Annotated in this window: 18 protein-coding genes; 7 read left to right on the forward strand and 11 right to left on the reverse strand. The window is 72.5% G+C overall.

Annotated elements, in window-relative coordinates; all coding sequences use genetic code 11:
- Positions 1 to 12: 12 nt before the first annotated feature.
- Genes CP983_RS15240 through CP983_RS15250 form a run of 3 tightly spaced genes read left to right on the forward strand, consistent with a single transcriptional unit; the run spans position 13 to position 3572 of the window.
- Entirely contained in the window at positions 13 to 834 is an 822-nt protein-coding gene (locus tag CP983_RS15240; RefSeq protein WP_030953966.1) for a hypothetical protein, read from the forward strand.
- A 21-nt stretch (positions 835 to 855) separates the two neighbouring features.
- A complete protein-coding gene (locus CP983_RS15245; protein WP_125525378.1) occupies positions 856 to 2799 on the forward strand; it encodes a fumarate reductase/succinate dehydrogenase flavoprotein subunit in 1944 nt (647 codons plus the stop codon).
- Positions 2796 to 3572 carry a succinate dehydrogenase/fumarate reductase iron-sulfur subunit gene (locus tag CP983_RS15250; RefSeq protein ID WP_125525379.1) on the forward strand — a complete coding sequence of 259 codons (777 nt, stop codon included), beginning with the start codon at positions 2796 to 2798 and terminating at the stop codon, positions 3570 to 3572. Before CP983_RS15245 ends, CP983_RS15250 begins: the two co-directional genes overlap by 4 nt.
- A gap of 12 nt (positions 3573 to 3584) precedes the next feature.
- On the opposite strand, the gene CP983_RS15255 is transcribed toward CP983_RS15250, so the two are convergent.
- Positions 3585 to 4709 carry a glycoside hydrolase family 18 protein gene (locus CP983_RS15255; protein WP_229914885.1) on the reverse strand — a complete coding sequence of 375 codons (1125 nt, stop codon included), beginning with the start codon at positions 4707 to 4709 and terminating at the stop codon, positions 3585 to 3587.
- A 95-nt stretch (positions 4710 to 4804) separates the two neighbouring features.
- On the opposite strand from CP983_RS15255, the gene CP983_RS15260 reads away from it, so the two are divergent.
- Entirely contained in the window at positions 4805 to 6463 is a 1659-nt protein-coding gene (locus CP983_RS15260) for a hypothetical protein (RefSeq protein ID WP_150499890.1), read from the forward strand.
- Between the two features lie 24 nt (positions 6464 to 6487).
- Here CP983_RS15260 and CP983_RS15265 read toward each other — a convergent pair whose 3' ends face one another.
- The 6 genes from CP983_RS15265 to CP983_RS15290 all read right to left on the reverse strand — a co-directional run bounded on the left by CP983_RS15265 (position 6488) and on the right by CP983_RS15290 (position 13177).
- Entirely contained in the window at positions 6488 to 9232 is a 2745-nt protein-coding gene (locus CP983_RS15265; protein WP_167537709.1) for a SpoIIE family protein phosphatase, read from the reverse strand.
- A 307-nt stretch (positions 9233 to 9539) separates the two neighbouring features.
- The gene (locus tag CP983_RS15270; protein WP_150499894.1) at positions 9540 to 9971 is read right to left on the reverse strand and encodes an ATP-binding protein; all 432 of its coding nucleotides are present in this window, start codon (positions 9969 to 9971) and stop codon (positions 9540 to 9542) included.
- Between the two features lie 98 nt (positions 9972 to 10069).
- Positions 10070 to 10468 carry a (deoxy)nucleoside triphosphate pyrophosphohydrolase gene (locus CP983_RS15275; RefSeq protein WP_030967772.1) on the reverse strand — a complete coding sequence of 133 codons (399 nt, stop codon included), beginning with the start codon at positions 10466 to 10468 and terminating at the stop codon, positions 10070 to 10072.
- A gap of 30 nt (positions 10469 to 10498) precedes the next feature.
- Positions 10499 to 10690, reverse strand: a complete 192-nt coding sequence (locus tag CP983_RS15280) for an SPOR domain-containing protein (protein ID WP_030967771.1) — start codon at positions 10688 to 10690, stop codon at positions 10499 to 10501.
- A gap of 351 nt (positions 10691 to 11041) precedes the next feature.
- The gene (locus CP983_RS15285; RefSeq protein WP_107903224.1) at positions 11042 to 11794 is read right to left on the reverse strand and encodes a GntR family transcriptional regulator; all 753 of its coding nucleotides are present in this window, start codon (positions 11792 to 11794) and stop codon (positions 11042 to 11044) included.
- A gap of 159 nt (positions 11795 to 11953) precedes the next feature.
- Positions 11954 to 13177, reverse strand: coding sequence for a DUF4190 domain-containing protein (locus CP983_RS15290; RefSeq protein WP_150499896.1), 1224 nt, complete (start codon positions 13175 to 13177; stop codon positions 11954 to 11956).
- Between the two features lie 80 nt (positions 13178 to 13257).
- Between CP983_RS15290 and CP983_RS15295 the strand changes: the two genes are divergently transcribed.
- Positions 13258 to 14466 (forward strand): serpin family protein, encoded by a 1209-nt coding sequence (locus CP983_RS15295; protein ID WP_150499898.1) that lies wholly within the window; start codon positions 13258 to 13260, stop codon positions 14464 to 14466.
- A 54-nt stretch (positions 14467 to 14520) separates the two neighbouring features.
- Here the strand turns inward: CP983_RS15295 and CP983_RS15300 are convergent, their stop codons facing one another.
- Positions 14521 to 16098: a S8 family peptidase gene (locus tag CP983_RS15300; protein WP_150499900.1), complete on the reverse strand. Its 1578-nt coding sequence runs from the start codon at positions 16096 to 16098 to the stop codon at positions 14521 to 14523.
- Positions 16099 to 16281: 183 nt separating this feature from the next.
- Positions 16282 to 16431 (reverse strand): hypothetical protein, encoded by a 150-nt coding sequence (locus tag CP983_RS43980; protein WP_167537710.1) that lies wholly within the window; start codon positions 16429 to 16431, stop codon positions 16282 to 16284.
- Positions 16432 to 16601: 170 nt separating this feature from the next.
- On the opposite strand from CP983_RS43980, the gene CP983_RS15305 reads away from it, so the two are divergent.
- Positions 16602 to 20309, forward strand: a complete 3708-nt coding sequence (locus CP983_RS15305) for a tetratricopeptide repeat protein (RefSeq protein ID WP_150499902.1) — start codon at positions 16602 to 16604, stop codon at positions 20307 to 20309.
- A gap of 153 nt (positions 20310 to 20462) precedes the next feature.
- Here the strand turns inward: CP983_RS15305 and CP983_RS15310 are convergent, their stop codons facing one another.
- On the reverse strand, positions 20463 to 21293 hold the full coding sequence (locus tag CP983_RS15310) for an oxidoreductase (protein ID WP_150499903.1): 831 nt from the start codon (positions 21291 to 21293) through the stop codon (positions 20463 to 20465).
- Between the two features lie 99 nt (positions 21294 to 21392).
- On the opposite strand from CP983_RS15310, the gene CP983_RS15315 reads away from it, so the two are divergent.
- Positions 21393 to 22298: a LysR family transcriptional regulator gene (locus CP983_RS15315; protein WP_229914886.1), complete on the forward strand. Its 906-nt coding sequence runs from the start codon at positions 21393 to 21395 to the stop codon at positions 22296 to 22298.
- Between the two features lie 81 nt (positions 22299 to 22379).
- Here the strand turns inward: CP983_RS15315 and CP983_RS15320 are convergent, their stop codons facing one another.
- Positions 22380 to 24680 carry a DEAD/DEAH box helicase gene (locus CP983_RS15320; protein WP_150499907.1) on the reverse strand — a complete coding sequence of 767 codons (2301 nt, stop codon included), beginning with the start codon at positions 24678 to 24680 and terminating at the stop codon, positions 22380 to 22382.
- Between the last annotated feature and the right edge of the window lie 157 nt (positions 24681 to 24837).

Below are 24837 nucleotides of genomic sequence, written 5' to 3' on the forward strand. Positions count from 1 at the left end.
CGGAGTCATGCATTGGCCACTGGTACGGAACCCCATCTGAACAGCGGCGGCGTACGAACCGGTACGCGCGCCGCGATCACCGCCCCGCACCTGCGGACCGACCGCTGGTGGCTGGCCCCGGCCGCCACCGCGGCCGGTCTGCTGGCGTTCATCGTGTACTCGACCTGGCGGGCCTTCGCGAACGCGGACTACTACGCGGCGCCGTACGTCTCCCCGTTCTACTCGCCGTGTCTGGCGGAGAACTGCGAGACCATGCGCGGCGGGCCGAACTGGGACCTCTTCGGGAGCTGGTGGGGCATCTCCCCCGCGATCATCATCCTGATCTTCCCGCTCGGCTTCCGCCTGACCTGCTACTACTACCGCAAGGCCTACTACCGCGGCTTCTGGATGTCGCCCCCGGCCTGCGCGGTGGCGGAGCCGCACAAGAAGTACTCCGGTGAGACCCGCTTCCCGCTGATCCTGCAGAACATCCACCGGTACTTCTTCTACGCGGCCCTCCTGGTCGCCGGGATCCTGACGTACGACACCGTGCTCGCCTTCCGCGACGAGCACTACGAGTGGGGCCACATGGGCCTCGGCACCCTCGTGTTCCTCGTCAACATCGTGCTGATCTGGGCGTACACGGCGTCCTGCCACTCCTGCCGGCACATCGTCGGCGGCAAGCTCAAGCACTTCTCCAAACACCCCGTGCGCTACCGCATGTGGCAGTGGATCGGGAAGCTCAACGCCCGCCACATGCAGCTGGCGTGGGCGTCCCTGGTGAGCGTGGCGCTCGCCGACTTCTACGTCTATCTCGTCGCGTCCGGGGTCTTCGACGATCCGCGCTTCTTCTAATCGTGAGTGGGGACTGAACAGATGTCCGTGGTCGAACGGCAGGAGTGGGACGTCGTCGTGATCGGCGCGGGGGGCGCGGGCCTCCGGGCGGCGATCGAGGCACGGGAGCGAGGCGCCCGTACGGCCGTGATCTGCAAATCGCTGTTCGGCAAGGCGCACACCGTGATGGCCGAGGGCGGCATCGCGGCGGCCATGGCCAACGCCAACGAGCACGACAACTGGCAGGTCCACTTCCGCGACACCATGCGCGGCGGCAAGTTCCTCAACCAGTGGCGGATGGCCGAGCTGCACGCGCAGGAGGCACCGGACCGGGTCTGGGAGCTGGAGACCTGGGGCGCGCTCTTCGACCGTACGAAGGACGGCCGGATCTCGCAGCGCAACTTCGGCGGGCACGAGTACCCGCGCCTGGCGCACGTCGGTGACCGCACCGGCCTGGAGCTGATCCGCACGCTCCAGCAGAAGATCGTGGCGTTGCAGCAGGAGGACAAGAAGGAGACCGGGGACTACGAGTCCCGGCTGAAGGTCTACCAGGAGTGCACGGTCACCCGGGTCCTCAAGGACGGCAGCCGGGTCTCCGGGGTCTTCGCCTACGAGCGCGAGACCGGCCGCTTCTTCGTCCTCGAAGCCCCGTCCGTGGTCATCGCGACCGGCGGGATCGGCAAGTCCTTCAAGGTGACGTCGAACTCCTGGGAGTACACGGGCGACGGCCACGCGCTGGCGCTGCTCGCCGGGGCACCCCTGCTGAACATGGAGTTCGTGCAGTTCCACCCGACGGGCATGGTCTGGCCGCCGTCGGTGAAGGGGATCCTGGTCACGGAGTCGGTGCGTGGCGACGGAGGGGTGCTGCGCAACTCCGAGGGCAAGCGGTTCATGTTCGACTACATCCCCGACGTCTTCAAGGAGAAGTACGCCGAGTCGGAGGAGGAGGGCGACCGCTGGTACGAGGACCCGGACAACAACCGCCGGCCCCCCGAACTGCTCCCCCGTGACGAGGTGGCCCGCGCCATCAACTCCGAGGTGAAGGCGGGCCGCGGCTCCCCGCACGGCGGCGTCTTCCTTGACGTGTCGACCCGGATGCCGGCGGACGTCATCCGGCGCCGGCTGCCCTCCATGTACCACCAGTTCAAGGAGCTGGCGGACGTCGACATCACGGCCGAGGCGATGGAGGTCGGGCCGACCTGCCACTACGTCATGGGCGGCATCGCGGTCGAGTCGGAGACGGCGGCGGCGCGCGGGGTGCCGGGGCTGTTCGCGGCCGGCGAGGTGGCCGGCGGCATGCACGGCTCGAACCGGCTGGGCGGCAACTCGCTGTCCGACCTGCTGGTGTTCGGCCGCCGGGCCGGCTGGCACGCCGCCGAGCACGCGGCGGCACGGGCCTTCGAACGCCCCGAGGTCAGCGATCTGGAGATCGACACGGCGGCCGCGGAGGCGCTGCGCCCGTTCTCGGCGGAGGGCCCGCCCGGCGCCGAGGACGAGGGCCGCCCGCCGGAGAACCCCTACACGCTGCACCAGGAGCTCCAGCAGGCGATGAACGACCTCGTCGGCATCATCCGCCGCGAGGCCGAGATGGAACGGGCGCTGGAGAAGCTCGCCGATCTGCGCGTACGGGCCCGGCGGGCCGGGGTCGAGGGGCACCGGCAGTTCAACCCGGGCTGGCACCTCGCGCTCGACCTGCGCAACATGCTGCTGGTCAGCGAGTGCGTGGCGCGGGCCGCGCTGGAGCGCACGGAGTCGCGCGGCGGCCACACCCGCGAGGACCATCCGACGATGGACCGCAGGTGGCGCAACATCAACCTGCTGTGCCGGCTCGCCGACCCTACGGGCGGCCTCGCGGCCACCGACCCCGAGCGCGGCCAGATCGATCTCGCACGTGAGACCACCGATCCCGTCCGCCAGGACCTGCTGGCTCTCTTCGACAAGGAGGAGCTGGTCAAGTACCTCGCCGAGGAGGAGCTCTACCAGTGAGCAGCTACGAGGCCCGCTTCAAGGTGTGGCGGGGCGATGTGCAGGGCGGGGACCTGGAGGACTTCAAGGTCGAGGTGAACGACGGCGAGGTGGTCCTCGACATCATCCACCGCCTCCAGGCCACCCAGGCCCCCGATCTCGCCGTCCGCTGGAACTGCAAGGCGGGCAAGTGCGGTTCGTGCTCGGCCGAGATCAACGGGCGGCCACGGCTGCTGTGCATGACGCGGATGTCGGTGTTCACCCGCGAGGAGACGATCACCGTCACCCCGCTGCGCGCCTTCCCCGTCGTGCGGGACCTGGTCACGAACGTCGGCTTCAACTACGAGAAGGCACGCGAGGTCCCCGCCTTCGTGCCGCCGGAGGACCTGGGTCCGGGCGAGTACCGGATGATGCAGGAGGACGTGGACCGCTCGCAGGAGTTCCGCAAGTGCATCGAGTGCTTCCTGTGCCAGGACACCTGCCATGTGGTGCGTGACCACGAGGAGAACAAACCGGCGTTCGCGGGCCCGCGCTTCCTGATGCGGGTCGCCGAACTGGACATGCACCCGCTGGACGCGGCCGGCGAGAGCGGCCTGGACCGCAAGAAGACCGCCCAGGACGAGCACGGCCTCGGCTACTGCAACATCACCAAGTGCTGCACGGAGGTCTGCCCCGAGGGCATCAAGATCACCGACAACGCGCTGATCCCGCTGAAGGAGCGGGCCGTGGACCGCAAGTACGACCCGCTGGTGTGGCTGGGCTCGAAGATCAGGAGGCGCTCCTCGGCGGAGTGAGCGCCCGCGCTCTCAGCGGACCCAGCCCTCTTCGTACGCCGTCCAGTCGCCCTCTGTCGCCGCGAAGTCGACGTAGAGGGCGACGCCGAAGGCGGCCCGGTCGGCGTCCGTGCGGGACAGGCCGAGGCGGACGCCGCGGACGGCCGCGGGGACGGTCTCGGCGGCCGCCCGGTGACCGACCGTGTTGTCGTGGAAGAACGGCAGGCCCATCAGCAGGTCGGTGCCGGGCGGGGTGACCTCCAGGGCGAGTGAGGTCTGCTGGGCCACGTAGCCGCCGTACAGGCTCTCCAGCGGCGTGGCCGTGTCGTACGACATCACCGCGATCTGGTCGACGCGGCGTGCCACCTCGCCGAAGAAGTCCTGCGACCACCACTTGGGGTGGCCGGTGAGGGCGCCGGCGACGGAGTGGATCGCCGGGAGCGGGTCGATCTGGTGGGCGGCGACCGAGAGCGGGGCGCCGTGGGCGCGGGTGAGTCGGTGCAGGGCGTCGAGGAGCGTGAGGTAGTTCCGGTCGCCCGAGTGGAGGGGTTCGAGGTCGAAGTGGGCCCCGTCGAACCCGGTGGCGAGGATCCGGCGGGTGGACTCGACGACCGCCTCGCGGGTCGCCGCCCGGCTCAGGCGCAGGCCGTCGTCGTCCTCGGTCGCCAGCTTGTCGCCGAGCCAGGCCTGGACCCGGACGGCCGGGATCTCCCGGTGCACGGCCGCTATGAGCCAGCGGGCTCTCGGATAGGCCGAGGCGGGAAGGGTCCCGTCGTGTTCGAGAGGGCCGGCGTGGACGTAGAGGTCACGGATGCCGGTGCCTTGCAGACGGCCAACCAGTGCCTCGACGTCGGCGTCCTTCTTGCGGCCGTCGACCCAGGCGTGGCCGAGCCAGATGGCGTCCCGGTTCCTGGTGTGGGTGCCTTCCGCGAGGTCGCCCGTGTAGTTCAGGCGCAGGGCGAGCGCGGCGCCGAGGACGGGGACGACGAGGAGCAGGACGAGGGCGAGGGCGGTGCGGCGCAGGAGGCGACGGCGGCGGGCACGGCGTTCGGTGTCCGTGCGCGGCCCGGCCTCGACCTCTCCCTCGGCCGGGACGGAGCCCTCCTGCTCGGCGGGCTCGGTCTCGGTGGTCGGGTGCTCGCTCCGCTGTCGGCCCATCGCCGGGTCCCCTCATCCGTCGCCCTGTGTCCCTCCACACCACCCTGGACGCATCCCGGTCGCGCCAGGGCATTGCTGCTCATACGCTCCGAAATGTGACGTCATCCTTGATCCGGGGCCGGCCGCGGCGTGGGCGCTCGCACATATCCGTGCGGGTGGCGCACGCCGTGGTCGGCGGTCTGGTCGGGGTGGTGTGGCTGGTGTTGCCCGGCATGACGATCAGCGGTGGGGGCGCGGTTGCGGGCGGGGCGGAACGGCCCGTCGCCGGGGCGATGGAGCAGGGGGAGAGCGTGGGGAACGCGCAGGACGGGGAGACCTCCGCCACCGATCTCGTGCTGCCCGTGGCGGTCCTCGCCGCGGCGGGCCTCATGGCGAGCTACGGGTTCCTGCGGCGCAGACGGCGGGCGCGGGACCGTACGACTCCCTCAGGGGCGCAGGTCCAGGCCGCGGAGCCGCCCGCCGCCGAGCTCGACGAACGGGCGGGGGCCGCGCTGGTGGAGGCCGACGACTCGGTGCGGGTCAGCGCGGAGGAGCTGGCGTTCGTCGTGGGGCGGTTCGGGGTGGGGGACGCCGAGCACGTGGAGCCGTTCACCCGGGTTCTGCGGGACGCACGGGGCGAGTTGGCGGTCGCGTTCCGGATGCGGTGGCAGTACGAGGGCGGGGTGCCTCAGGAGCCGGCGGCCCGTCGGCATGCGCTGGCGGGGATCGTCGGGCGGTGCGAGGAAGTGGGCCGGTTGCTGGACGGACAGGCCGCCGCGTTCGACCAGTCGCGCGGGCTGGAGGAGGGGCTGGGCGGCGGTCTGGGGCATGCCCTGGTCGTCGCCGAGGGCAGGTTCCGGGAGCTGACCTGGCGGACCGGGGCTGCGGGGACGGCACTGAGCGAGCTCGGCGACCGGTTCGCCGCCTCCGCGACCACCGCCGTCGCGGGCCATGTCGAGCAGGCCAAGGACCGGCTGGTGTTCGCCACGACACAGCTCAACCACGCCCGTCAGGCGGCCGACCTGGGCGACAACGAGCGTGCCGGGGGCCGGCTGCGCGCCGCCGAGGGCGCCATCGCCCAGGCGGCCGTCTTCATCGACGGCGTCGAGCGGCTCGCCGGGGAGCTCTCGACAGCCGCGGCGATGGTCCCGGCCGCGCTGACCGGCAGTGAGGTGGAGATCGCGGGGGCGCGGAAGCCGGCGTCGGCGGATGCCCCGTACGCCGACATCCCGGCCGGTGAACTGCGCTCCCGCATCGCCCACGCCGACGCCACCCTGGCCGGTGTGCGCGAGGAGCTGGCCTCGGGGCGGCGGTACGACCCGCTCGACCTGCTGCGGCGGATCGTACGGGGCGTCGCGCCCGTCGTGGCGGGGCGGGCCGGGGTGCTCCCGGCGGCCGCGGCGGTCTGCGCCCGCAGTGCGGTCGGCGGTGCCAACGACGTCGTCGCGACGCACCGGGCCGCGGTGGGCGGCGAGGCGCGCACCCGGCTGGCCGAGGCACGGCGACTGCTCGCTCCCCCGGTGCCCGCACCGGCCGGGCGGGGGCCGCGTGAGGAACTCGCCGACCTCGTCTCGGCCGACACCCTGGGCCGGCAGGCCCACGAACTGGCCGAACAGGACATCCGCCTGCACGGCCACCCCGTCGACGGCCCGAGCCACGACATCAGCGGCCTGACCGGAGCGGTCCTGGGCGGCATCCTGCTGCCCGCCGACGGCCCGGCCCCCAGCTTCGGCGGCCCGCGCACCCGGGCCCGCCGCCCGGCGGCAGCCGGCTGACGTCCGGGACCGCCCGGGGACGGCTCAGAACAGGCTCAGCAACGCCTCCGCCGGGTCCGTGAGGCCGTGCTCGCCGTCCGGCAGGGGCAGTTCGAACCACACCGTCTTGCCGCGGGGGGTGCGGCGGGAGCCCCAGGCCGCGCTGAGCAGGCCGACCAGTTGGAGGCCACGGCCGCCCTCGTCCGTGTCGCGGGCGCGGCGGCGGCGGGGCTGGACCAGGCCGGAGTCCCAGACCTCGCAGACCAGGGTGCGGTCCAGGAGGAGGCGCAGTCTGATCTCGCCCTCGCCGTAGCGAAGGGCGTTGGTGACCAGTTCGCTGACGAGGAGTTCCGTGGTGTCGACCAGGGCTTCGAGATCCCAGGACAGCAGTCGGCCGCGGGCGTACTCGCGGGCCCGGCCCACGCTGCGGGGCTCGCGCGGCAGGGTCCAGTCGCCGACCGAGTCGGCGGGCAGCCCCTGGACACGTGCCATCAGCAACGCGATGTCGTCCTCGCCGTGGTGGGTGTCGAGCGTGTTGAGGACGTGGTCGCAGACGTCCTCCAGCGGGCTGGAGGGGTCGGTCAGCGCGCCGACGAAGGCCTGGAGGCCCTCGTCCAGGGGATGGTCGCGGGACTCCACGAGTCCATCCGTGTAGAGCGCCAGCAGCGCGCCCTCCGCCAGCTCGACCTCGACCTCCTCGAACGGCTCCCCGCCCACACCGAGCGGCATCCCCGGCGGCACGTCGAGCATCAGGGCCGCCTCGCCGGGCTCGACGAGGACCGGGGGCAGATGACCGGCGTTGGCGAAGGTGCAGCGGCGTGTGACGGAGTCGTAGACCGCGTACACACAGGTCGCGAGGTACACCTCGGACAGGTCCGCCTCGCGGGGCCGGCGGGCGGCGCGGGTGGCCTGCTGGACGCCGCCCGGTGCGCCGAGGCCGCGGGCGATCTCGTCCAGGGCGGAGAGGACCTCGGCGGGTTCGAGGTCCAGCAGGGCCAGCGTGCGCACGGCGGAGCGCAGTTCGCCCATCGCCACGGCGGCACGCAGGCCGCGGCCCATCACGTCGCCCACGACCAACGCCGTGCGGTGGCCGGGCAGTTCGATGACGTCGAACCAGTCGCCACCCACCTCGCTGGGCCGGTCCGACGAGGAGTTGCCGGGCAGATAGCGGCAGGCGATGTCCAGGCCGGAGGCGACGGGATCCCCGGGTGGCAGCAGCGACCGCTGCAGTATCAGCGCCCGCTCGTGCTCGCGCCGGTACAGCCGCGCGTTGTCGATACAGACCGCGGCACGCGCGGCGAGTTCGACCGCCAGGTCCCGGTCCCGGTCCCCGAACGGCTCGCTCCCCTTCGTCCGCGCGAACTGCGCCAGTCCTACGACCGTGTCGTGGGCGACCATCGGCACGGCGAGCGTGGACTGGACGAGCCCGCCCTCCTCGCCGGGCACGTGCTGCGGCCTGGCGGTGCGCAGGGCGTCTGCGCAGGGCGAGTTGAAGGGGTAGTGGTGGACGGCGCCGACCGCGACGGGTGCGCCGTCGCCGACGAAGGGCGCGTCGGAGACCGCGCTGGCGAAGGCGACCCGGCGCAGTTCCGCGCTGCCGTCGGCGAGGCCGGGCGGGGCCTCGTCGCCGGCCAGCAGCCCTTGGTAGAGGTCGACCGTGGCGAGGTCGCAGAAGCCGGGGACGACGACGTCGAGGAGTTCCCGGGCCGTGGTCTCCAGGTCGAGGGAGTTGCCTATGCGGGCGCCGGCCTCGTTCAGCAGGGCGAGGTTGCGCCGGGCGGCGGCGGCCTCGCGGGCGGCGGCGCGGCGCGCGGTGATGTCGATTCCGAGCCAGGCGATGCCGATGGGGCGGCCGCTGCCGCTGTGCACCCGGTAGAGGTTGACGGACCAGTGCCGGCGCTCGTCGGAACCCGGCAGAAAGCCGGTGACATGCATGTCCGTGATGGAGTCGCCGCTCTCCAGGACCCGGCGCAGGGTGGCCGAGACCCGCTCGGCCTCGGGGCGCGACAGATAGTCGTGGACGTCCTTGCCGCGGTGGTCGTCGGGCCGTCCGCCGAACAGTGAGGCGAACCGCTGATTGGCGCGCCGCACCCGCAGATCGGGGTCGATCAGCAGGAACCCGAAGGGAGATTGACCGAAAATCGCCTGAGAGGCGGCGAGGTCGGTCTCCATCCGGCGCAGGGTGCGCACATCGACGACGATGCACACGGCGGCCCGCTCGCCGTCCTCGGTCTGCGTCGGCATGACGTACACCTCGGCGAGGCCGTCCTCACCGGGCCGGCCCTCGGCGTCGTCGGGCACCCGGAAGGGGACCACGCCGGTCCACTCCCGCCCGTCCAGGATCTCCGCCATCTTGCGCTGGCCCTGCTCGCGCAGGTCCGGGTCGACGAACGCCTCGATGGGGTCCATGCCGACGGCACGCCCGGCGGGGATGCCGAAGATCTGCTCGGCGCGCAGGCTCCACTGGTCGACCAGGCCGTCGGGGCCGATGGAGAAGGACGCGACCTTTATGTAGTCGTAGATCGAGCCGGGCGGACTGCTCTGCCAGACGGGGTCGCCGGGCCGGGTCTCGTCGAACGCGAACACCGGGCCGGATTCCCGCCCGTCGCTGGAGCCTTGCGCGGCACGGGAGTTCGATACGTCGCCGGAGTTCTGTGGGTCCTGAGAGGCCCGTGTGTCCTGAGAGGCTTGCGAGGATCGTGTGCCGCCGGACCGCTGTCCCGCGGCCCTCGTCCTCGCGCCGTCCGACGGGTCCTCGGACTCCGTGGCCTTCGCTGGTATCTCGCTCACGCGAACCGTCCCCTCCAGCTCACCGCGTCCGGCACCGGTCACCGGCGGCGGCTGCCCGCAGTATCCAGCACTACGGCCCCGCACAACACGGTGTTCACGATCACAGCACGGTCCCGATGATTTTCGGTCCCGGCCGCAGAAACACTTCCAGACTTCTAACCAGCGGACACGCAGTCGAACCACCCTGATCTGCAACTGCCACTGGCCTGAACCATTCGTTCGACAGGGCAAGAGGGGGCGTACACCGTGATGGACGGCTACTGACGGGTTGTACAGGGCCCGGGAACACCGCGCGAAACCCGCGGGATCAGTCCGGCACCGCGAGCTCGAACCACACCGTCTTGCCCGCGTTCCGCCCGGGTCTGGTGCCCCAGCGGCGCGAGGAGTGCGCCACCAGCTGGAGGCCGCGGCCGCTCTCGTCCTCCAGGTGGGCGACGCGTTCGCGGGGCGGGTCCGGGAGGGGGTCGGAGACCTCGACCAGAAGGACGTCACCGAGGCGGGCGGGGCGCACCAGCCGTACGCCGATGGGGCCGGTGGCGTGCCGCAGGGAGTTGGTCACCAGTTCGCTGACCAGCAGCGCCGCGATGTCGGCGAGGCTGTCGAGCCCCCAGTCGCGCAGCCTGTCCCGAACGGCGACACGGGCCGCGCGCACGGCGCCGGCCTCCGCCGGGAAGCTCCACTCGGCGCAGTCGCCTTCGGTGTCGATCACGCCGATCACTTCCCAGGCCAATGGGGTCACCCATGTCCGGTTTCACAGGGTTAATGACCACATACCCGATATTCATGGGGCGGTACCGCGCGAAACGTAGAGGACACGTCAGGAATCCGGGAAGTTCCTCAGGACCGAAGCCGCGCCGCCACCTCGCGGACGGCAGGCACATCCTGGTCCAGCCAGTCCACGTCCCAGAGTTCCCCGGGACCCAGCCAGCGCAGCTCGTCGTGGTCCTCGAGGGGCTTCGGTTCACCCGTTCCGGGGAGCAGACGGGCCGTCCACACATGCAGGACGTAGGGGGATTTCAGGGGCCATGCCCCCGGCACGCGCTCGATCACCTCGGTGTCCACGCCGAGTTCCTCGCGCAGCTCGCGTACGAGCGCTGCCTCGGGCGTCTCGCCGGGCTCGACCTTGCCTCCGGGCAACTCCCAGCGCCCGGCGAGTTCCTCGGGCGCGCTGCGGCGCGCGGCGAGAAGGCGCTCTCCGTCCAGCAGAGCGGCGCCGACCACGATCCGTTCCGTCATGCGCCGGAGCCTACGGGAGCTCAGGGGGGGTCAGTTGTCCGCGCTGTCGCCGTTCTGCGCGATCCGCTCGACCCAGTACAACTGCTTGTGGCCGCGGCTGTCGAGGCTGTCCGCGATCTTCTGGGCCTCGGCCCGGGTCGCGTATCGGCCCACGCGATAGCGATTGCCGTTGTCGTCCTGCCGGACGACGAGCCAGGGAAGAGTGATCGTGCTGTCGTTCATCGCGCCCCACCGCCCCTTCCCGCCTCCCGCCGCCCGAGAACTGCTCGCGGCGTGTGCCGTGCCCCGCCCGCTAAGGAAACCGCAATCCGCATATGCCCGAGCCTACGCCTAACCTTTACGCAGCGAATACGCCTTTTCACAAAGAGGTACGCAACCAGCCAAGTCGCAGGGGGCGCACGGCATCGAACGCGCCGTGCGGGGACCTCGGTGCTTCCGGTCGCAGGCATGCCGCGCACGCCGGTGGCGACCTGCGAGAACGGCCAGATTCCAACGGCTGCGGAAGCGAGGGGAGTTGAGGTTCGGTCGGCGGCAACTGCGGTGCAGGTGTGCGCTACCTCACCAATGGGCGCACTACTTCACCGGTAGGTGGTACGAGACCCGGTAGCGGTCGGCGGGGACGACCACGTCCGCCGTCTCCACCGGACGGCCCGACGCGTAGTAGGTGCGCTGGATGACGAGGACCACATGGCCCGGGACGCCGCCCAGCGTCAGCAGTTCCTCCGCGAGGCCGGGGCGCGCGCCCACTTCCTCGGTCACGTTGTCCACGACGACGTCGATGGCGGCCATCCGCTCGACGACGCCCATGCCGCCGAGCGGGCCCTCCTCGGGCAGCATCACGGGGGTACGGCCGGTGACGGCCAGGGGCTCCCAGGAAGTCGACAGCATCATCGCCTCGCCGGCGTCCCGGAAGAGATAGCGCGTGCACATCACGCGGTCGCCGGGCCGGATGGCGAGCCGCTCGGCGACGGCGACGCTGGCCTCGGCCTGCTCGCTCCTGGACTCCCAGGTGCCCCGCACCTCGCCGTCGGCCTGCTCCTGACGGAACGGCGTGGCGCCGTTCGGCGGGCGGAAGCCGGAGCGGGCGACCCTGCGGGGCACGGGGCGCTCGCGCACGTAGGTCCCGGAGCCGGAGCGGCCCTCGACCAGCCCCTCGGCCATCAGCACCTTGCGGGCCTCCAGCGCGACGGTGTCCGAGACGCCGTACTCCTCGCGGATCCTGGCCTGGGACGGGAGGCGGGTGTGCGGTGGCAGTGAACCGTCGACGATCTTCTTGCGGAGATCACCCGCGACGCGCAGGTACGCCGGCTGCTCACCGAAAGTCACTGGCCGCTCCCATCAGGTTGTACAGACAGCAACAGCCTGGCAACCATGAGTTGTCCCACGCAAGCAAAGGCCAGAGAATCACTCGATGTGATGACTTGTGCCCCCCGAGGGCTTTACGCAGGCACTTTCTCCCCGTTATAGCCGCGCTCACACCTCGGTTCAGACATCGATGCCGCCGGCACCGGCGCCCTCCTCACCGCCGGAGGAGTCTTCCTCGTACATCGGCACGGTGGTGTCCAGGCCCAGAGCCTCGCGCGCGGTGACCGTCGTGGGGCCGTCGATGTATTCGTACCCGTTGTCGTAGTGCGCGTAGTACGTGTCCGCGTCCTTCGCCGCGGCCGCCTTCGCCCACTCCTTGCGGGCGTCCTCCATCTCGTCGATCAGGTCGGTGACCGGCTGCTCGGTGTCGCCCTCCCAGCGGTGCCCGCGCAGCGCCTCGATCTGTTCGCCGAGGACGGCGTGCACGTCCTTCGCCCAGGCCCGGTTGGCCGCGAGGTCCTCCTCGGGGTACTCCTCGGGCTCCTCGTACAGGGTGACGTCGACGGTGTTGACGGCGGTGAGGAAGGCGACCTGATCGGTGTCGAGCATCGACGCGTCGTTGTGCAGGGAACCGGTCAGCTTGCCGTTGTCCTTGGTGCTGCCGAACATGCAGGTGATCGCGCGGTCGCCGAAGCGCCAGCTCTCCCGTGACGGGATGAAGTAGTACACGGCCGCGTCGTCCGGCAGGGCCCAGGGGTCCATGGCGTAACGGTCCTGGAGCCCGAAGCACTTGTCGTCCGCGAGCCGGGACAACTTGTCGTCACCGGGATAGGACGGGTAGGTGTTGTCGGGCAGTGCGACGATCGCGAAGACCTCGGCCTCGTGCGCGCCGGAGCAGGGCACCTCGTCGATGTCGTAGGTCTCGCCCTCCAGGTCGCCGCCCGGCGCGTCGAAGCAGTCGCCCGTCTCGAGCGAGTAGGCGGTGCCCTCGCCGCCCGCCGCCTCCCGGAAGCCGTCCCAGAAGTCGGAGGCGCCGCCCGTGGACAGGGCCAGCGCCCACAGCACGAGCCCGACGGAGGACAGGACGGAACCGGCGATCGCCATGCCCTTGCCGCGCTCGCCCCGCTTCTTGATCTGCGCCAGCGCTATCAGCCCCAGCACCAGACCCACGGCCGGCACGAAGCAGAGGATGCCGAGGACGAGGGCACCGATGGCGACGCCGTTGACGGGCACGGGGCGGCCGTACGGACCGTAGGCGCCGTAGGGGTGGTACGCGTACGGCCCGGCACCGGGCACGCCATGGCCGTACGGCGGCGGTGCGTACGGCCCCTGCGCGGACGGCCCCTGGGCCGGCTCCGGGGACCCTTGTGGCTGGTGAGGTCCGGGAGGCGGAGGTATGGACACGAGTACCGTGCTCCTGGTTCAGGCGGTGGGAACGGGCGTACGACTGGGCGAATGGTAAGCGGGGAACGAGGGGGATTGTCATGCCGGTTACGAATGCCACGATCCGGGCGGTGAACGAGCTGACCGCCCGCTGGGCGCGGGCGTCGGACCCGGCCGCGGGCGACGGCACCGTCTTCTCGGCGGTGGGCGTGTGGCCGCTGCTCGCTTTCCTGGCGGACGGCGCCGACGGACCGGCGCGGACGGAACTGGCCGATGCGGTCGGCCTCCCGGCGGGCGGGGCGGCGGGCGCGGCACGGGAGTTGCTCGGCGCGATGGGCACGATGCGGGGGCTGGACTCGGCGCTCGGGCTCTGGACGAAGCGGACGCTTCAGCTGAGGGAGCGCTGGGAGGCGGGGCTGCCGGCCGAGGCGCACGGCGTGCTCACGGGGGATCCTGCGGCCGACAAGGGGGCGTTGGACGCGTGGGCGGCGAAGCGGACGGGCGGCCTGATCGGGGAGATGCCCGTCGCGCTGGAGACGGACACCGAGATGGTGCTGGCGAGCGCGCTGGCGATGCGGACGAACTGGCTCCGGCGCTTCTGGGACTTCCCGATGACACCGGAGACCGGACCGTGGAACGACCGGGTGCTGATCGGCCTGCACCGGCAGAGTGAGCTGCTGGACCGGGTCGGGGTGGCGGACACGCCCGAGGGTCATGTCACCGAGCTGCGCGTGCTGGGCGACAACGCGATCGACGTCCATCTGCTGCTGGGCGAGGAGGGGATGACGCGGGGGCAGGTGCTGAGGGCCGGGGTGGACGTCCTGGCGCGCAGGCTTCCCGTGGTGTCGGGGCCGCGGCTGCCCTACGGGGAGGTGGGACCGGGCCTGCGGGTGGTGAAGAAGCGCAGCGCACGGCCCCTGCCGCCGACCCTGGACGTGACCACGGCGGCGTTCGACCTGCGCGCGCACCACGACCTGCTCGCACTGCACCGCGTCTTCGGCCTCACCACGGCGAGGGACGTCGGCCGCGGCCACTTCCCCGGCATCAGCGGCTTCCCGCTGGCCGTCGGGTCGGCCCGGCAGTCCACCACGGCGCAGTTCGGTGAAGTGGGCTTCCGCGCGGCCGCGGTGACGGCGTTCGGCTTCCCGGCGGGCGGGGTACCGCAGCTCCGCTGGGTGACCACGAGCATCCGGGCCGCCTTCGACCGCCCCTTCGGCTTCCTCGCCCTGCACCGCCACACACGCCTGGTCCTCGCGGCGGGCTGGGTGACGGACCCGGAGCCCTACCGCGAGGACGAGGAGCACTACTGATCGCCGGTTCGGCCGCCTCCTTCACAACTGGCGGCCGTGCGCGGCACTACCCGCTCAGAACTGCAGCGCCCAGGCGTCGATCCGCCCGGTGTCCAGGTTCGCGTTGTCGCTGACGCGGAGCTTCCACGTGCCGTTGGCGGTCTCCGAGGAGGCGTTCACCGAGTACGTGGTGTTGATGTTGTCCGAACTGCCGCCGGTGCCGTACGACTTCATCGTGTACGCGGTGCCGTCGGGGGCGATCAGCTGGACCTGGAGGTCGCCGATGTAGGTGTGCACGATGTGGACCTCGACGGCCAGCGCCGAGGGCGCGTTGCCGGAGACGCCGGAGACCGTCACCGGGGACTCGACGGTGGCGTTGTCGGCGATGGCGTAGTCACCGGTGTTCTCGAAGCGCGGGCCCGGCGGGGTGGTCGTGCCGCCGCCGACGTAGAGCAGCCGGTTGGGCGAGCCGGTGCCCGGGCTGGTGACGACGCCGGTGGTGGCGGCGGCCGTCAGGGCCGAGGAGACCTGGGCCGGGGTCGAGGTCGGGTTGTCGGCGAGGTAGAGCGCCGCGGCGCCCGCGACGTGCGGGGTCGCCATCGACGTACCGGAGATGGTGTTGGTCGCCGAGTCGCCGGAGTTCCAGGCCGAGGTGATGGACGAACCCGGCGCGAACAGGTCGAGCACCGAGCCGTAGTTGGAGTAGCCGGCCTTGGCGTCGGTCGAGGTCGTCGCGCCGACCGTGATGGCCTCGGTGACGCGTGCGGGGGACCTGGTGGAGGCATTGGTCGTCTCGTTGCCGGCCGCGACGGCGAAGGTGACGCCGGAGGCGATGGCGTTGCGTACGGCCGTGTCGAGGGCGGTGTCGGCGCCGCCGCCGAGGGACATGTTGGCGACGGCCGGCTTGACGGCGTTCTGCGCGACCCAGTCGATGCCGGCGACGACCTGGGCGGTCGTGCCGGAACCGGAGTTGTTCAGCACGCGCACGCCGACGACCTTGGCCTTCTTGGCGACACCGTAGGCGTTGCCCGCGACCGTGCCGGCGACGTGCGTGCCGTGGCCGTTGCCGTCCTGGGCGGTGTTGTCGTTGTCGATGGCGTCGTAGCCGTAGGAGGCGCGGCCGCCGAAGTCGCTGTGGGTGATGCGGACGCCGGTGTCGATGACGTACGCGGTCACGCCCTGCCCGGCGGAGTCCGGGTAGGTGTAGGAGCTGTTCAGCGGCAGGTTCTTCTGGTCGATGCGGTCCAGACCCCAGGAGGGCGGGTTGGTCTGGGTCGCGTCGATGCTGAACGTGCGGTTCTGCACGACGGAGGCGACCGCCGGGTCGGCGGCGAGCCGCTTCGCCTCGGTCGCGGAGGCCTCGATCGAGTAGCCGTTCAGGGCCTTCCTGTACGTCCGCTCGATGCCGGCGCCGTACCGCTCGACGAGGGCGCGGCCGGCCTGGGAGCCGGAGCGGGCGTGGTCCGCCCTGAGCGTCACGATGTAGCTGTCGGCGACGGCGTTCGCCGCCCCGGCGTACTGGACGCGGCCCTCGGGGGCGGCCGCTGCGGGGAGCGCGGAGACGAGGCCCGCGGCGAGCGCCGCGGTGGCCGTGAGGCTGAGGGCGGCGAGTCTTCGCCTGCTGTCTCTGCGGGAGTTACGCATCACTGCCATCTGAGGGATCCTCCTCAATCGGTGGTGCGTCGGTGGGGGGGGGAGCACGGGCCGAGAAGGAATGTGAAGGTGAATTTGGACAGGAACATGTCAAATTCCTGTGTCGCACCTGTGCACCAGCCGAAAGATTGAGGGCTCCACAGGAATTACACAAGGGCCCTGCACGGCGAACCTGACGCGCCTTCATTTCTGCCACCACCAGATCACCACCGTCACGGCACCGGACCCGGCCGCCGCGGCGGCGCCGCGCAACGCGCTGAGTGCGGTGATGCGGGCCAGGCGCCGCCAGGGATACGGGCGGCGGGTACGCGGGGGCGTCGGCGCGGGGTCCATCTGCTGCTCCTGCTTCGGTCCGTGCGGATGTGTCCCATCCAGTTGACGCACGGTGGAGTGACAACTCCCAGCCAACTCGGAACAGTTCGGAATCCGACTGCGTAACCTGAGGTCAACGTGGCCGCCGGATTTCCGAACCGGAAAAGCGGGGTCGGTGCTCAGGAGGTGGCGTGGCGTCGCTGGTGCTGGAGGAACTCGGCCGGTTACGCAGGTGCGCCGAGGAGCGGCTCGCCGATCGTGAACTGCGGCTGGTGCGCAGCAGACTGGCCGAGGAGTCCGGTGTCTCGGTCAAGACGATCAGCGACTGGTTCAACCACAAGCACGAGCCGCGGAACCTCGACCACCTGCTGGCGGTTGCCCGGATCCTGGCCCGCTGGGCCGAACTGCCGCCTCCGGTACCCCGCCAGTGGTCCGCCCTGATGGCCGCCGACCGGACTCCCGAGGCGCAGTCGGAGATGAGGACGCCGCCCGCGCAGCCGGCGGTTCCCGGCATCGCCGACGACCACGGACCTCCGGTGCCGGGCCCCGACGACCGGGCCGCGCCCGGCCGGCCGGTGACCGAACTCGCCGACCCCTTCTCGCTGGAGGTCCACCGGGCGATCGACGTGCCCCCGGCGACCGCCCCGCCCGGTGCCGGCCGGGGCGAGGCCCTGCCCCTGCTCCCGGCCTACGTCGAGCGCGGGCACGACGCACGGCTGCGGGAGACGGTGCAGCAGGGTGCCGACGGCGTCAGCGGCATCGTCGTGCTGGTCGGCGGGTCCTCCTGCGGCAAGACGCGGGCCTGCTGGGAGGCCGTACAGACGTTGCCGGCGGCGTGGCGGCTGTGGCATCCGATCGCGCCCGACCGTCCGCAGGCCCTCCTGGCAGGGCTGGCCGCGGTCTCGCCGCGGACGGTCGTGTGGCTCAACGAGATGCAGCACTACCTGCTGACGCCGACCGACTCCGTCGGCGAGCGCGTCGCCGCCGGGCTGCGCGACCTGCTCACCGAGCCGGACCGCGCCCCCGTGCTGGTCCTGGGCACCATGTGGCCCGAGTACTGGGCCGCCCTCGCCGACACACCCCAGCCCGGTGTGCCGGACGCCCATCCGCAGGCCCGTGTCCTGCTCAGCGGCGCCGTCGTGCCGGTGCCGGACACCTTCAACGCCCCGGCCCTGAAGGCGCTCAAGGACACCGCCGCCGGTGACCCGAGGCTGGCCCGCGCCGTGGCCGAGGCCGAGCAGGGGCAGATCACCCAGTACCTGGCGGGCGCCCCGTCCCTGCTCGACCGCTACCGGGCCGCGCCCACCGCCGCGCGGGCGCTCATCGAGACGGCGATGGACGCCCGCCGGCTGGGGCACGGCCGGGCGCTGCCGCTCGCCCTGCTGGAGACGGCCGCGCCCGGCTATCTGACCGACGGTCAGTGGGACACGCTCGGCGAGGACTGGCTGGAACAGGCCCTCGCCTACACGGCCGCCCCCTGCCACGGCGCCCGCGGCCCCCTCACCCGGATCCGGCCCCGGCCCGGCGACCCGTACCCGGCCCAGCCGCACTACGTCCTCGCCGACTACCTGGAACAGGAGGGCCGCACCAGCCGCCGTACCACCGGCGTGCCCCCGCAGTTGTGGCACGCGCTCGTCGAGCACGCCGCCGTCGGCAGCCATGTCGACATCGCGCGGGCGGCACAACTGCGCGGCTTCAAACGGCTCGCGGTGCACGCGTACGCGCGGGCCGCCGCGCACGGGGACACCTTCGCGCTGCTGCAGGCCGCGAAGGTGTTGCGCGAGGCCGGCCGTACCGCGGAGGCCATCGACTGGTACCAGCGCGCCGCGGAGGCCGGTGACTCCTTCGCGCTGCACCAGACGACCGCCCTGCTGCGCGAGGCGGGCCGCACCGACGAAGCCATCGGCTGGTTCCGGCGTGCCGCCGAGACCGGGGACACCGAGGCGCTCCAGCAGACCCTGGACCTGCTGGGCGGGGCCGGGCGACGCGAGGACGCCCTCGGCTGGCTGCGGCAGCGGGCCGAGGCCGGGGACATCGAGGCGATGCGCCGGCTGGCGTACGAGTTGCAGACGGCGGGCGACCTCGAGGACGCCCTGTCGTGGTACCGCCGGGCCGCCGAGGCCGGCGACATCGACGCCATGCGCAGGGCGGCCGGACTGCTGCAGGTCATGGGCGCCGAGGGCGAGTCCCTGACCTGGTTCCGGCGGGCCGCCGAGACCGGCGACACCTACGCCTTGCAGCAGACGATCGAGCTGCTGCTGGACGGGGGACGGCGTGAGGAGGCGGTCCGCTGGCTGCGCACCCGGGTCAAGACCGACGACGCCTTCGCCTTCGAGAAGATGGTCGATCTGCTGTGGGCCGCCGGACGCACCGACGACGCGCTGGACGCGCTGCGTGCGCGGGCCCGCTCCGGTCACGAGTCCGCGCTGCTGCGGGCGGTGTCGCTGCTGAGCGGGGCCGGGCGCGTCGACGAGGCCGTTCAGTGGCTGACGGAACAGGCCGCATCAGGCGGCGCCGGCATCCGGCGTCCCCTGGTCGACCTGCTGCTGGAGGCGGGCCGCGGCGAGGAGGCCATAACGTGGTTGCGCGGCTGGGCCGAGACCGGCGACACCGGGGCGCGGCGCCGGGCCGTCGACCTGCTCCTGGAGAGCGGCCGCGCCGAGGAGGCCGTCGCCTGGCTGCGTGAACGCGCCGAGGCCGGCGACATGGACGCCCTGTGGCAGGCGGCCTCTCTGTTCCAGCAGGAGGGCCGCACCGACGAGGCCCTGACGTGGTACGCCCGCGCCGCCGACGCCGGGCACACCTCCGCGATGCTCCAGGCCGGCGACGTACTGCGCCGGACCGGCCGTACCGCCCAGGCGCTCGAGTGGTACCAGCGGGGCGTCGACTCCGGTGAGGCCGACGCCGCCCAGCAGATCGTCGACGTGCTGCTGGAGGGCGGTCGGGCCGAGGAGGCCGTCGCCTGGCTGCGCGAACGCGCCGAGGCCGGCGACATGGACGCCCTGTGGCAGGCGGGTTCCCTGCTCCAGCAGGAGGGCCGCACCGACGAAGCCCTGGAGTGGTACGCCCGCGCCGCCGACGCCGGTGACGCGGACGCGCTGTGGCAGGGCGCCTTCCTGTCGCAGGAGGAGGGCCGCACCGACGAGGCCCTGGAGTGGTACGACCGTGCCGCCCGGGCCGGTGAGACCAGCGCTCTCAGCCAGGCGGCCAGCCTGTTGCAGGGTGCGGGCCGGCTCGACGAGGCGCTGCGGTGGTACGACCGCGCGGCGGACGCCGGGGACGCGGAGGCGCTGTGGCAGGCGGCCTCGCTGCTCCAGGAGGCGGGGCGGCGGGACCAGGCGATCGACTGGTACATGCGGGCCGGGGAGGCCGGCGACGCGGACGCCCTGTGGCAGGCCGCGTTCCTGCTGCGCGAGGCCGGCCGCGTCGACGAGGCGATCGACTGGCTGCGGGCCCGGGCCTCGGACGGCTGCGGCTTCGTCCTGTGGTTCGCCGGCGACCTGCTGCGCGAGGCCGGCCGCTCCGGTGAGGCGCTGGCCCTCTACCGGCACGCGGCGGAGACGGGCGACACGTTCGCGCTGCGCTGGGCCGCCGAGCTCTCCCAGGAGGCGGGCCGCACCGACGAGGCCCTGGAGTGGTACGAGCGCGCCGCGGAGGCCGGCGACATCAGCGCGCTGCGCCAGGCCGCCGAACTGCTCCAGCGGATGGGCCAGGTCGACGAGGCCCTGACGTGGTGCCGCCGGGCCGCCGAGTCGGGCATGGTCTTCGCCCTGCACAGCGCGATCGACCTGCTGCGCAGGGCGGGCCGCGAGGAGGCCGCGGACCGGCTGGGGCGGTACGGGTGGGAGCCGGGTGGGGAGATCGCCGGGGGGTGGGAGGCTGTGCCGCCGGAGGTGTGACGCGGGTGACGGAGCGGGCAGTCGGCGAGGCACGAGGCGGTGCCGCCGGGGCCGCGGCAGTTGTTGGTGTCGGGTCGGTTGCCGGGTCCGGGTCAGTTGTCGGGGCCGGGACTGGGGGAGGGCGCCGGAGCGGGGTTGGCCGTCGGGGCCGGGTCAGTTGTCGAAGGCTGTTGCTCGGGTGCGCTTTTCCCAGGCCGCGACGTCCGTGCGGACCTGGTCGAGGTGGCCGAGGACCGCGTCGACGCCGTCGTCGCCCAGCGGCAGCCGCAGCGGGGTGTCCTCGGCCTCCAGCGCGGCCAGGATGAGCGCCGCCGCCTTCGCCGGGTCGCCGGGCTGGGTGCCGTCGCCGCCGGAGACGAACCCGCGGGTCTGGCTCACCTTGGAGTACAGGCCGCTGTCCGTGCTCGTGCCGGCCCGCCCCGTCTCGAACAGCGAGGTGCGGAAGGAGCCCGGCTCCACGATCAGCACCTTGATGCCGAACTCCGCGACCTCGTCGGCGAGCCCCTCGGACAGCCCCTCCAGCGCGAACTTGGTTCCGCTGTACGCCGAGAAGCCCGCGAAGGACATCTGCCCGCCCATGCTGCTCATCTGCACGACCGCCCCCGACCGCCGCTCCCGCATGTGCGGCAGCACGGCCCGGGTGAGAGCGGCCGGCCCGAAGACATGCACCTCGAACAGCTCGCGCAGCTCCTGCTCGGTGGTCTCCTCGAAGGCACCGACGTGCGTGCGGCCCGCGTTGTTGACCAGGACGTCGATCCTGCCGTGCCGCGCGATCACATCCCGTACGGCGGCCTCCGCGGCCCCCGTGTCGCCGACGTCCAGACGCAGCGCCTCCACCTGATCGGGGTGGGCGGCCACGAGATCGTCCAGGCCCTCGGGACGCCGTACCGCACCCACCACGACATCGCCCTCGGCGAGGGCGGCGTCCGCGACGGCCCGGCCGAAACCGCTGCTCGCGCCCGTGATCAGCCACACCTTGTTCATGACAGCTCCTCGTCACATCTCGTTTGCAAGGGCTCGCACGGACCACCCTGCTTCCGAATGCGGTTGCCCGTCCAAGACCCGCACTGGTAACCGATGGTTATGGCGATGGACGTTCATGTACGGGACCTGCGCTACTTCGTGGCGGTGGCCGAGGAACTGCATTTCACCCGGGCGGCCGAGCGGCTGTACGTCTCGCAGCCCGCGCTCAGCAAGCAGGTGCGCGCGCTGGAGCGGCACCTGGGCGTGGAGCTGTTCCGCCGCGATCCGCAGGGCGTGACGCTCACCGAGGCGGGCGCGGCGCTGCTGCCGCACGCCCGGCGCGTGCTGGACGCCTGGTCGGAGGGGTCGGCGGCGCTGGAGGTCGCCCGGGTCGCGGCGCGGAGCACGCTGGTCGTGGGCATGAGCACCAGCCCCGGCCGGGGCGGCCTGCTGCCCGCGATCCGCTCCCGTTTCACGGCCGCCCACCCGGACACCGTGCTGCGGCTGCGGCAGGTGAGCTGGGAGGACCCCACCGCGGGGCTGGCCGACGGGGACGCCGACATCGCCTTCGTCTGGCTGCCGCTGCCGGACGCCGAGCGCTACGGCTGGACGGTGGTCGCGGAGGAGCCCCGGCTGGTCGCCCTCCCGGACACCCACCGTCTCGCTTCTCGCCCGGAGATCGACTTCGCGGACCTGCTGGACGAGCCCTTCCTCGCCCTGCCGGCCGGCGCCGGGCCGTTGCGCGACTACTGGCTGGCCCTGGAGGAACGGGCCGGGCGGCCACCCCGCATCGGGGCGGAGATCGCCGGCACCGAGGAGACGTACGAGGCGCTGGTCGCGGGCCTCGGGGTGTGCCTGGTGGCCACGGGCAACGCTCCGCTGATCACCCTGGGCGGGGTGGTGACACGTCCGGTACGGGGGCTCGCGCCGAGCCGTTTCGCGCTGGCGTGGCGCCGGGAGGACGCCCGGCGGCCTCTTGTACGGGCCTATGCGGAGGCTTGCAGGCGGGTGGCGGGAGGGTCGTGATCGGTACGGTCGCGGTGATCGGTCGCGGTAATCAGTACGGCCGTATGCGGCGCGGCTTTCTCCGTCACGCCGCCTGTTCTGTCACGCCCGTTCCGTCGCGGGCGTGGCCGGTGTCTTGGTCGGTGTCGTGGTCGCTGCCGTGGCCGGTGTCGTGCCCAGCCGTGCCTGTTCCTCCTCGACGATGCGGCGGGCCAGGTTGATGTCCGAGATGTCGACGGCGTCCGGGGTGGCCTCGGCGACCGCGCTGCGGCGGGCGTAGGCGTCGAACAGGCGGGACTTGTTCTCCAGCATCCGCACCAGGCGTTCGTCCACGCCGCCGGTGCAGAGCAGTCGGTGCACCTGGACCGAGCGGACCTGGCCCATGCGGTGGGCGCGGGCGACCGCCTGGTGTTCGACGGTGGGCTTGAGCTGCGGCTCGCAGAGGATGACGACGGAGGCGGCCTGCATGTTGAGGCCCACGCCACCGGCCTCGATCTGCGCGAGCAGGACGGCGTGGCCGGGCGCAGCGGCGAAGTCGTCGACGAGCTGCTGTCGCCGGGCGGGCGGCACGCTGCCGGAGATGGGCCCGAAGAGCCGGGCCGTCGTCCTGTCGGTGTCCGTCTTGTCGGCGTCCACCGTCTTATCGGCGTCCACCGCCTCCGCTGCCTCCGCCGCCTCCGCTGCCGGAACCGTGCCGTCCGCGAGGGCCTTCTGTGCCGCAGCCAGGACGTCGCGGAAGGCCGAGAACACCACGACCTTGAGGCCGTTCTCGGCGGCCTCGGCGGCGATCTCGCGCAGCCGGTCCAGCTTCGCCGACCGCTCCGGACGCGCGTACGCAGCCCTGCGCATGGCCATGAAGTTCCCGGCGCGCACGGCCTCGCGGTACGCCTCCTCGTCCTGCGCGCTGGGCTCCTCCCACTCGTCCGTGTGCTGGAGCGCGGGGAGTTCGGTGAGCACGTCCTGCTGGTTGCGGCGCAGATAGACCGGGGCGACCGCCTTCCGGAACGCCTTGGAGCCCGCCACGCCGTCGTGCTCGTCGATGCTCTCGGCCAGTTCGGGCTGGAGTATCCGCACCAGGCAGCGGAACTCCTCGACGCGGTTCTCCATGGGCGTACCGGTCAGGAACAGCACCCGGTCGCAGTGCCCCGCCCACTCGGAGACGGCCATCGAGCGGCGGGTCTGCGGGTTCTTCACGAAGTGCGCCTCGTCGACGACGAGCATGCCCAGTTCGCCGCGGCCTGGCACCGGGAACCCGCGCAGGGCGTCGAAGGTGGTGACCGCGACGCCGCCCCGCCCTTTCCAGTCGGCGAACGCCTCCTGCCGGTCCGGGCCGTGCAACGGCGTCACCCGCAGTGCGCTGCGCTTCTCGATCTCCCGGGTCCAGTTGATGAGCACACTGGCCGGGCAGACGACCAGGAAGTGGCTCTGTCCCTCACCGGCGAGGTGCGCGAGCGCGGCGATGGCCTGGATCGTCTTGCCGAGTCCCATCTCGTCGCCGAGGATCACGCGGCGCTGGGCGAGCGCGAAGCGGGTGCCGAAGGCCTGGTAGCCGCGCAGGGAGACCCGGCGGTGGGTGTCGTCGAGCGTCTGGGTCCTGACCCGCTCGGCCACCTCGTCCGGCAGGAACCCCTCGGCCGCCGCCGGGTCGGGAGCGCGGCCCGAGAGCTCGGCGAGCAGCCCGTAGTACTCGGCGGAACGGAGCTCGAAGTCGACCAGCGCGGCCACCTCGGACTCCGGGCGGCGCAGCAGGTCGACCGAGGCCTGGGCGAGCAGTTGCGGCACCTCGTCCCGGTCGGCCTGTTCGGTGACGGCGCGGACCTCGGCCAGAGCCGTCAGCGCGCGTTCCCGTCCGGCCCGGCCCGCGAGCAGCATGCGCAGTCGCCCGGACGTCGGTGCCGCGTCGGCCAGCGGCGGTCCGAGCCGCTTGGTGAACGTGCCGGCCGTGTCGACGGCCCGGCGCGCCTCGGGGCCCGCCTCCACCAGGACGTTGAGCGCGACGACCAGTGCGGTGGTGCGGGGCTCCGGCCGGTCCACGTCGATGTGCACGGCGATGGTCTCGCGCACGGCGTCGGCGATCCGGCGGGCGGCGGCCACCGTCTGGTCGGCCGTCTGCTGTCCGACGCCGGGCAGTTGCCGCAGCCGGTAGGAACCGGCGTCCAGGACCTGCCCGACCGTGCGGAACCCGCCCTTCTCCACCTCGCCCAGCCGCAGCCTGCCCTCGGTGAGGTCCTTCAGCCGGGCGACCGGGATGGCGTCCAGTTCGGTGCGGGCCAGGTCGTCGTGGATCGGTTCCAGGGCGGCGCGTACGGCCTCGACGGCCCGCGCGTGATCGTCGACGACGGCCTGCGCCGCCTCGAACAGCCGCCGGCCCCGGGCCACCGCCTCCCGCTCGCTCCGCCCCATGACGCCCCGCCCCTCTCGCCCCTCCCACCGCGTCCCCGCATCCTGCCACCCCTGGGACGACGGTGCCCCGGCCTGCCGGCGTAAGGCGTCCGACCTCCCCCTGTCGCCCCCGCGCCCTCAGATCCCCCTTCGGATCTGCGCGAGTATCGACTCGTCG

Source organism: Streptomyces chartreusis (assembly GCF_008704715.1).
GTDB classification, from domain to species: Bacteria; Actinomycetota; Actinomycetes; order Streptomycetales; family Streptomycetaceae; genus Streptomyces; species Streptomyces chartreusis.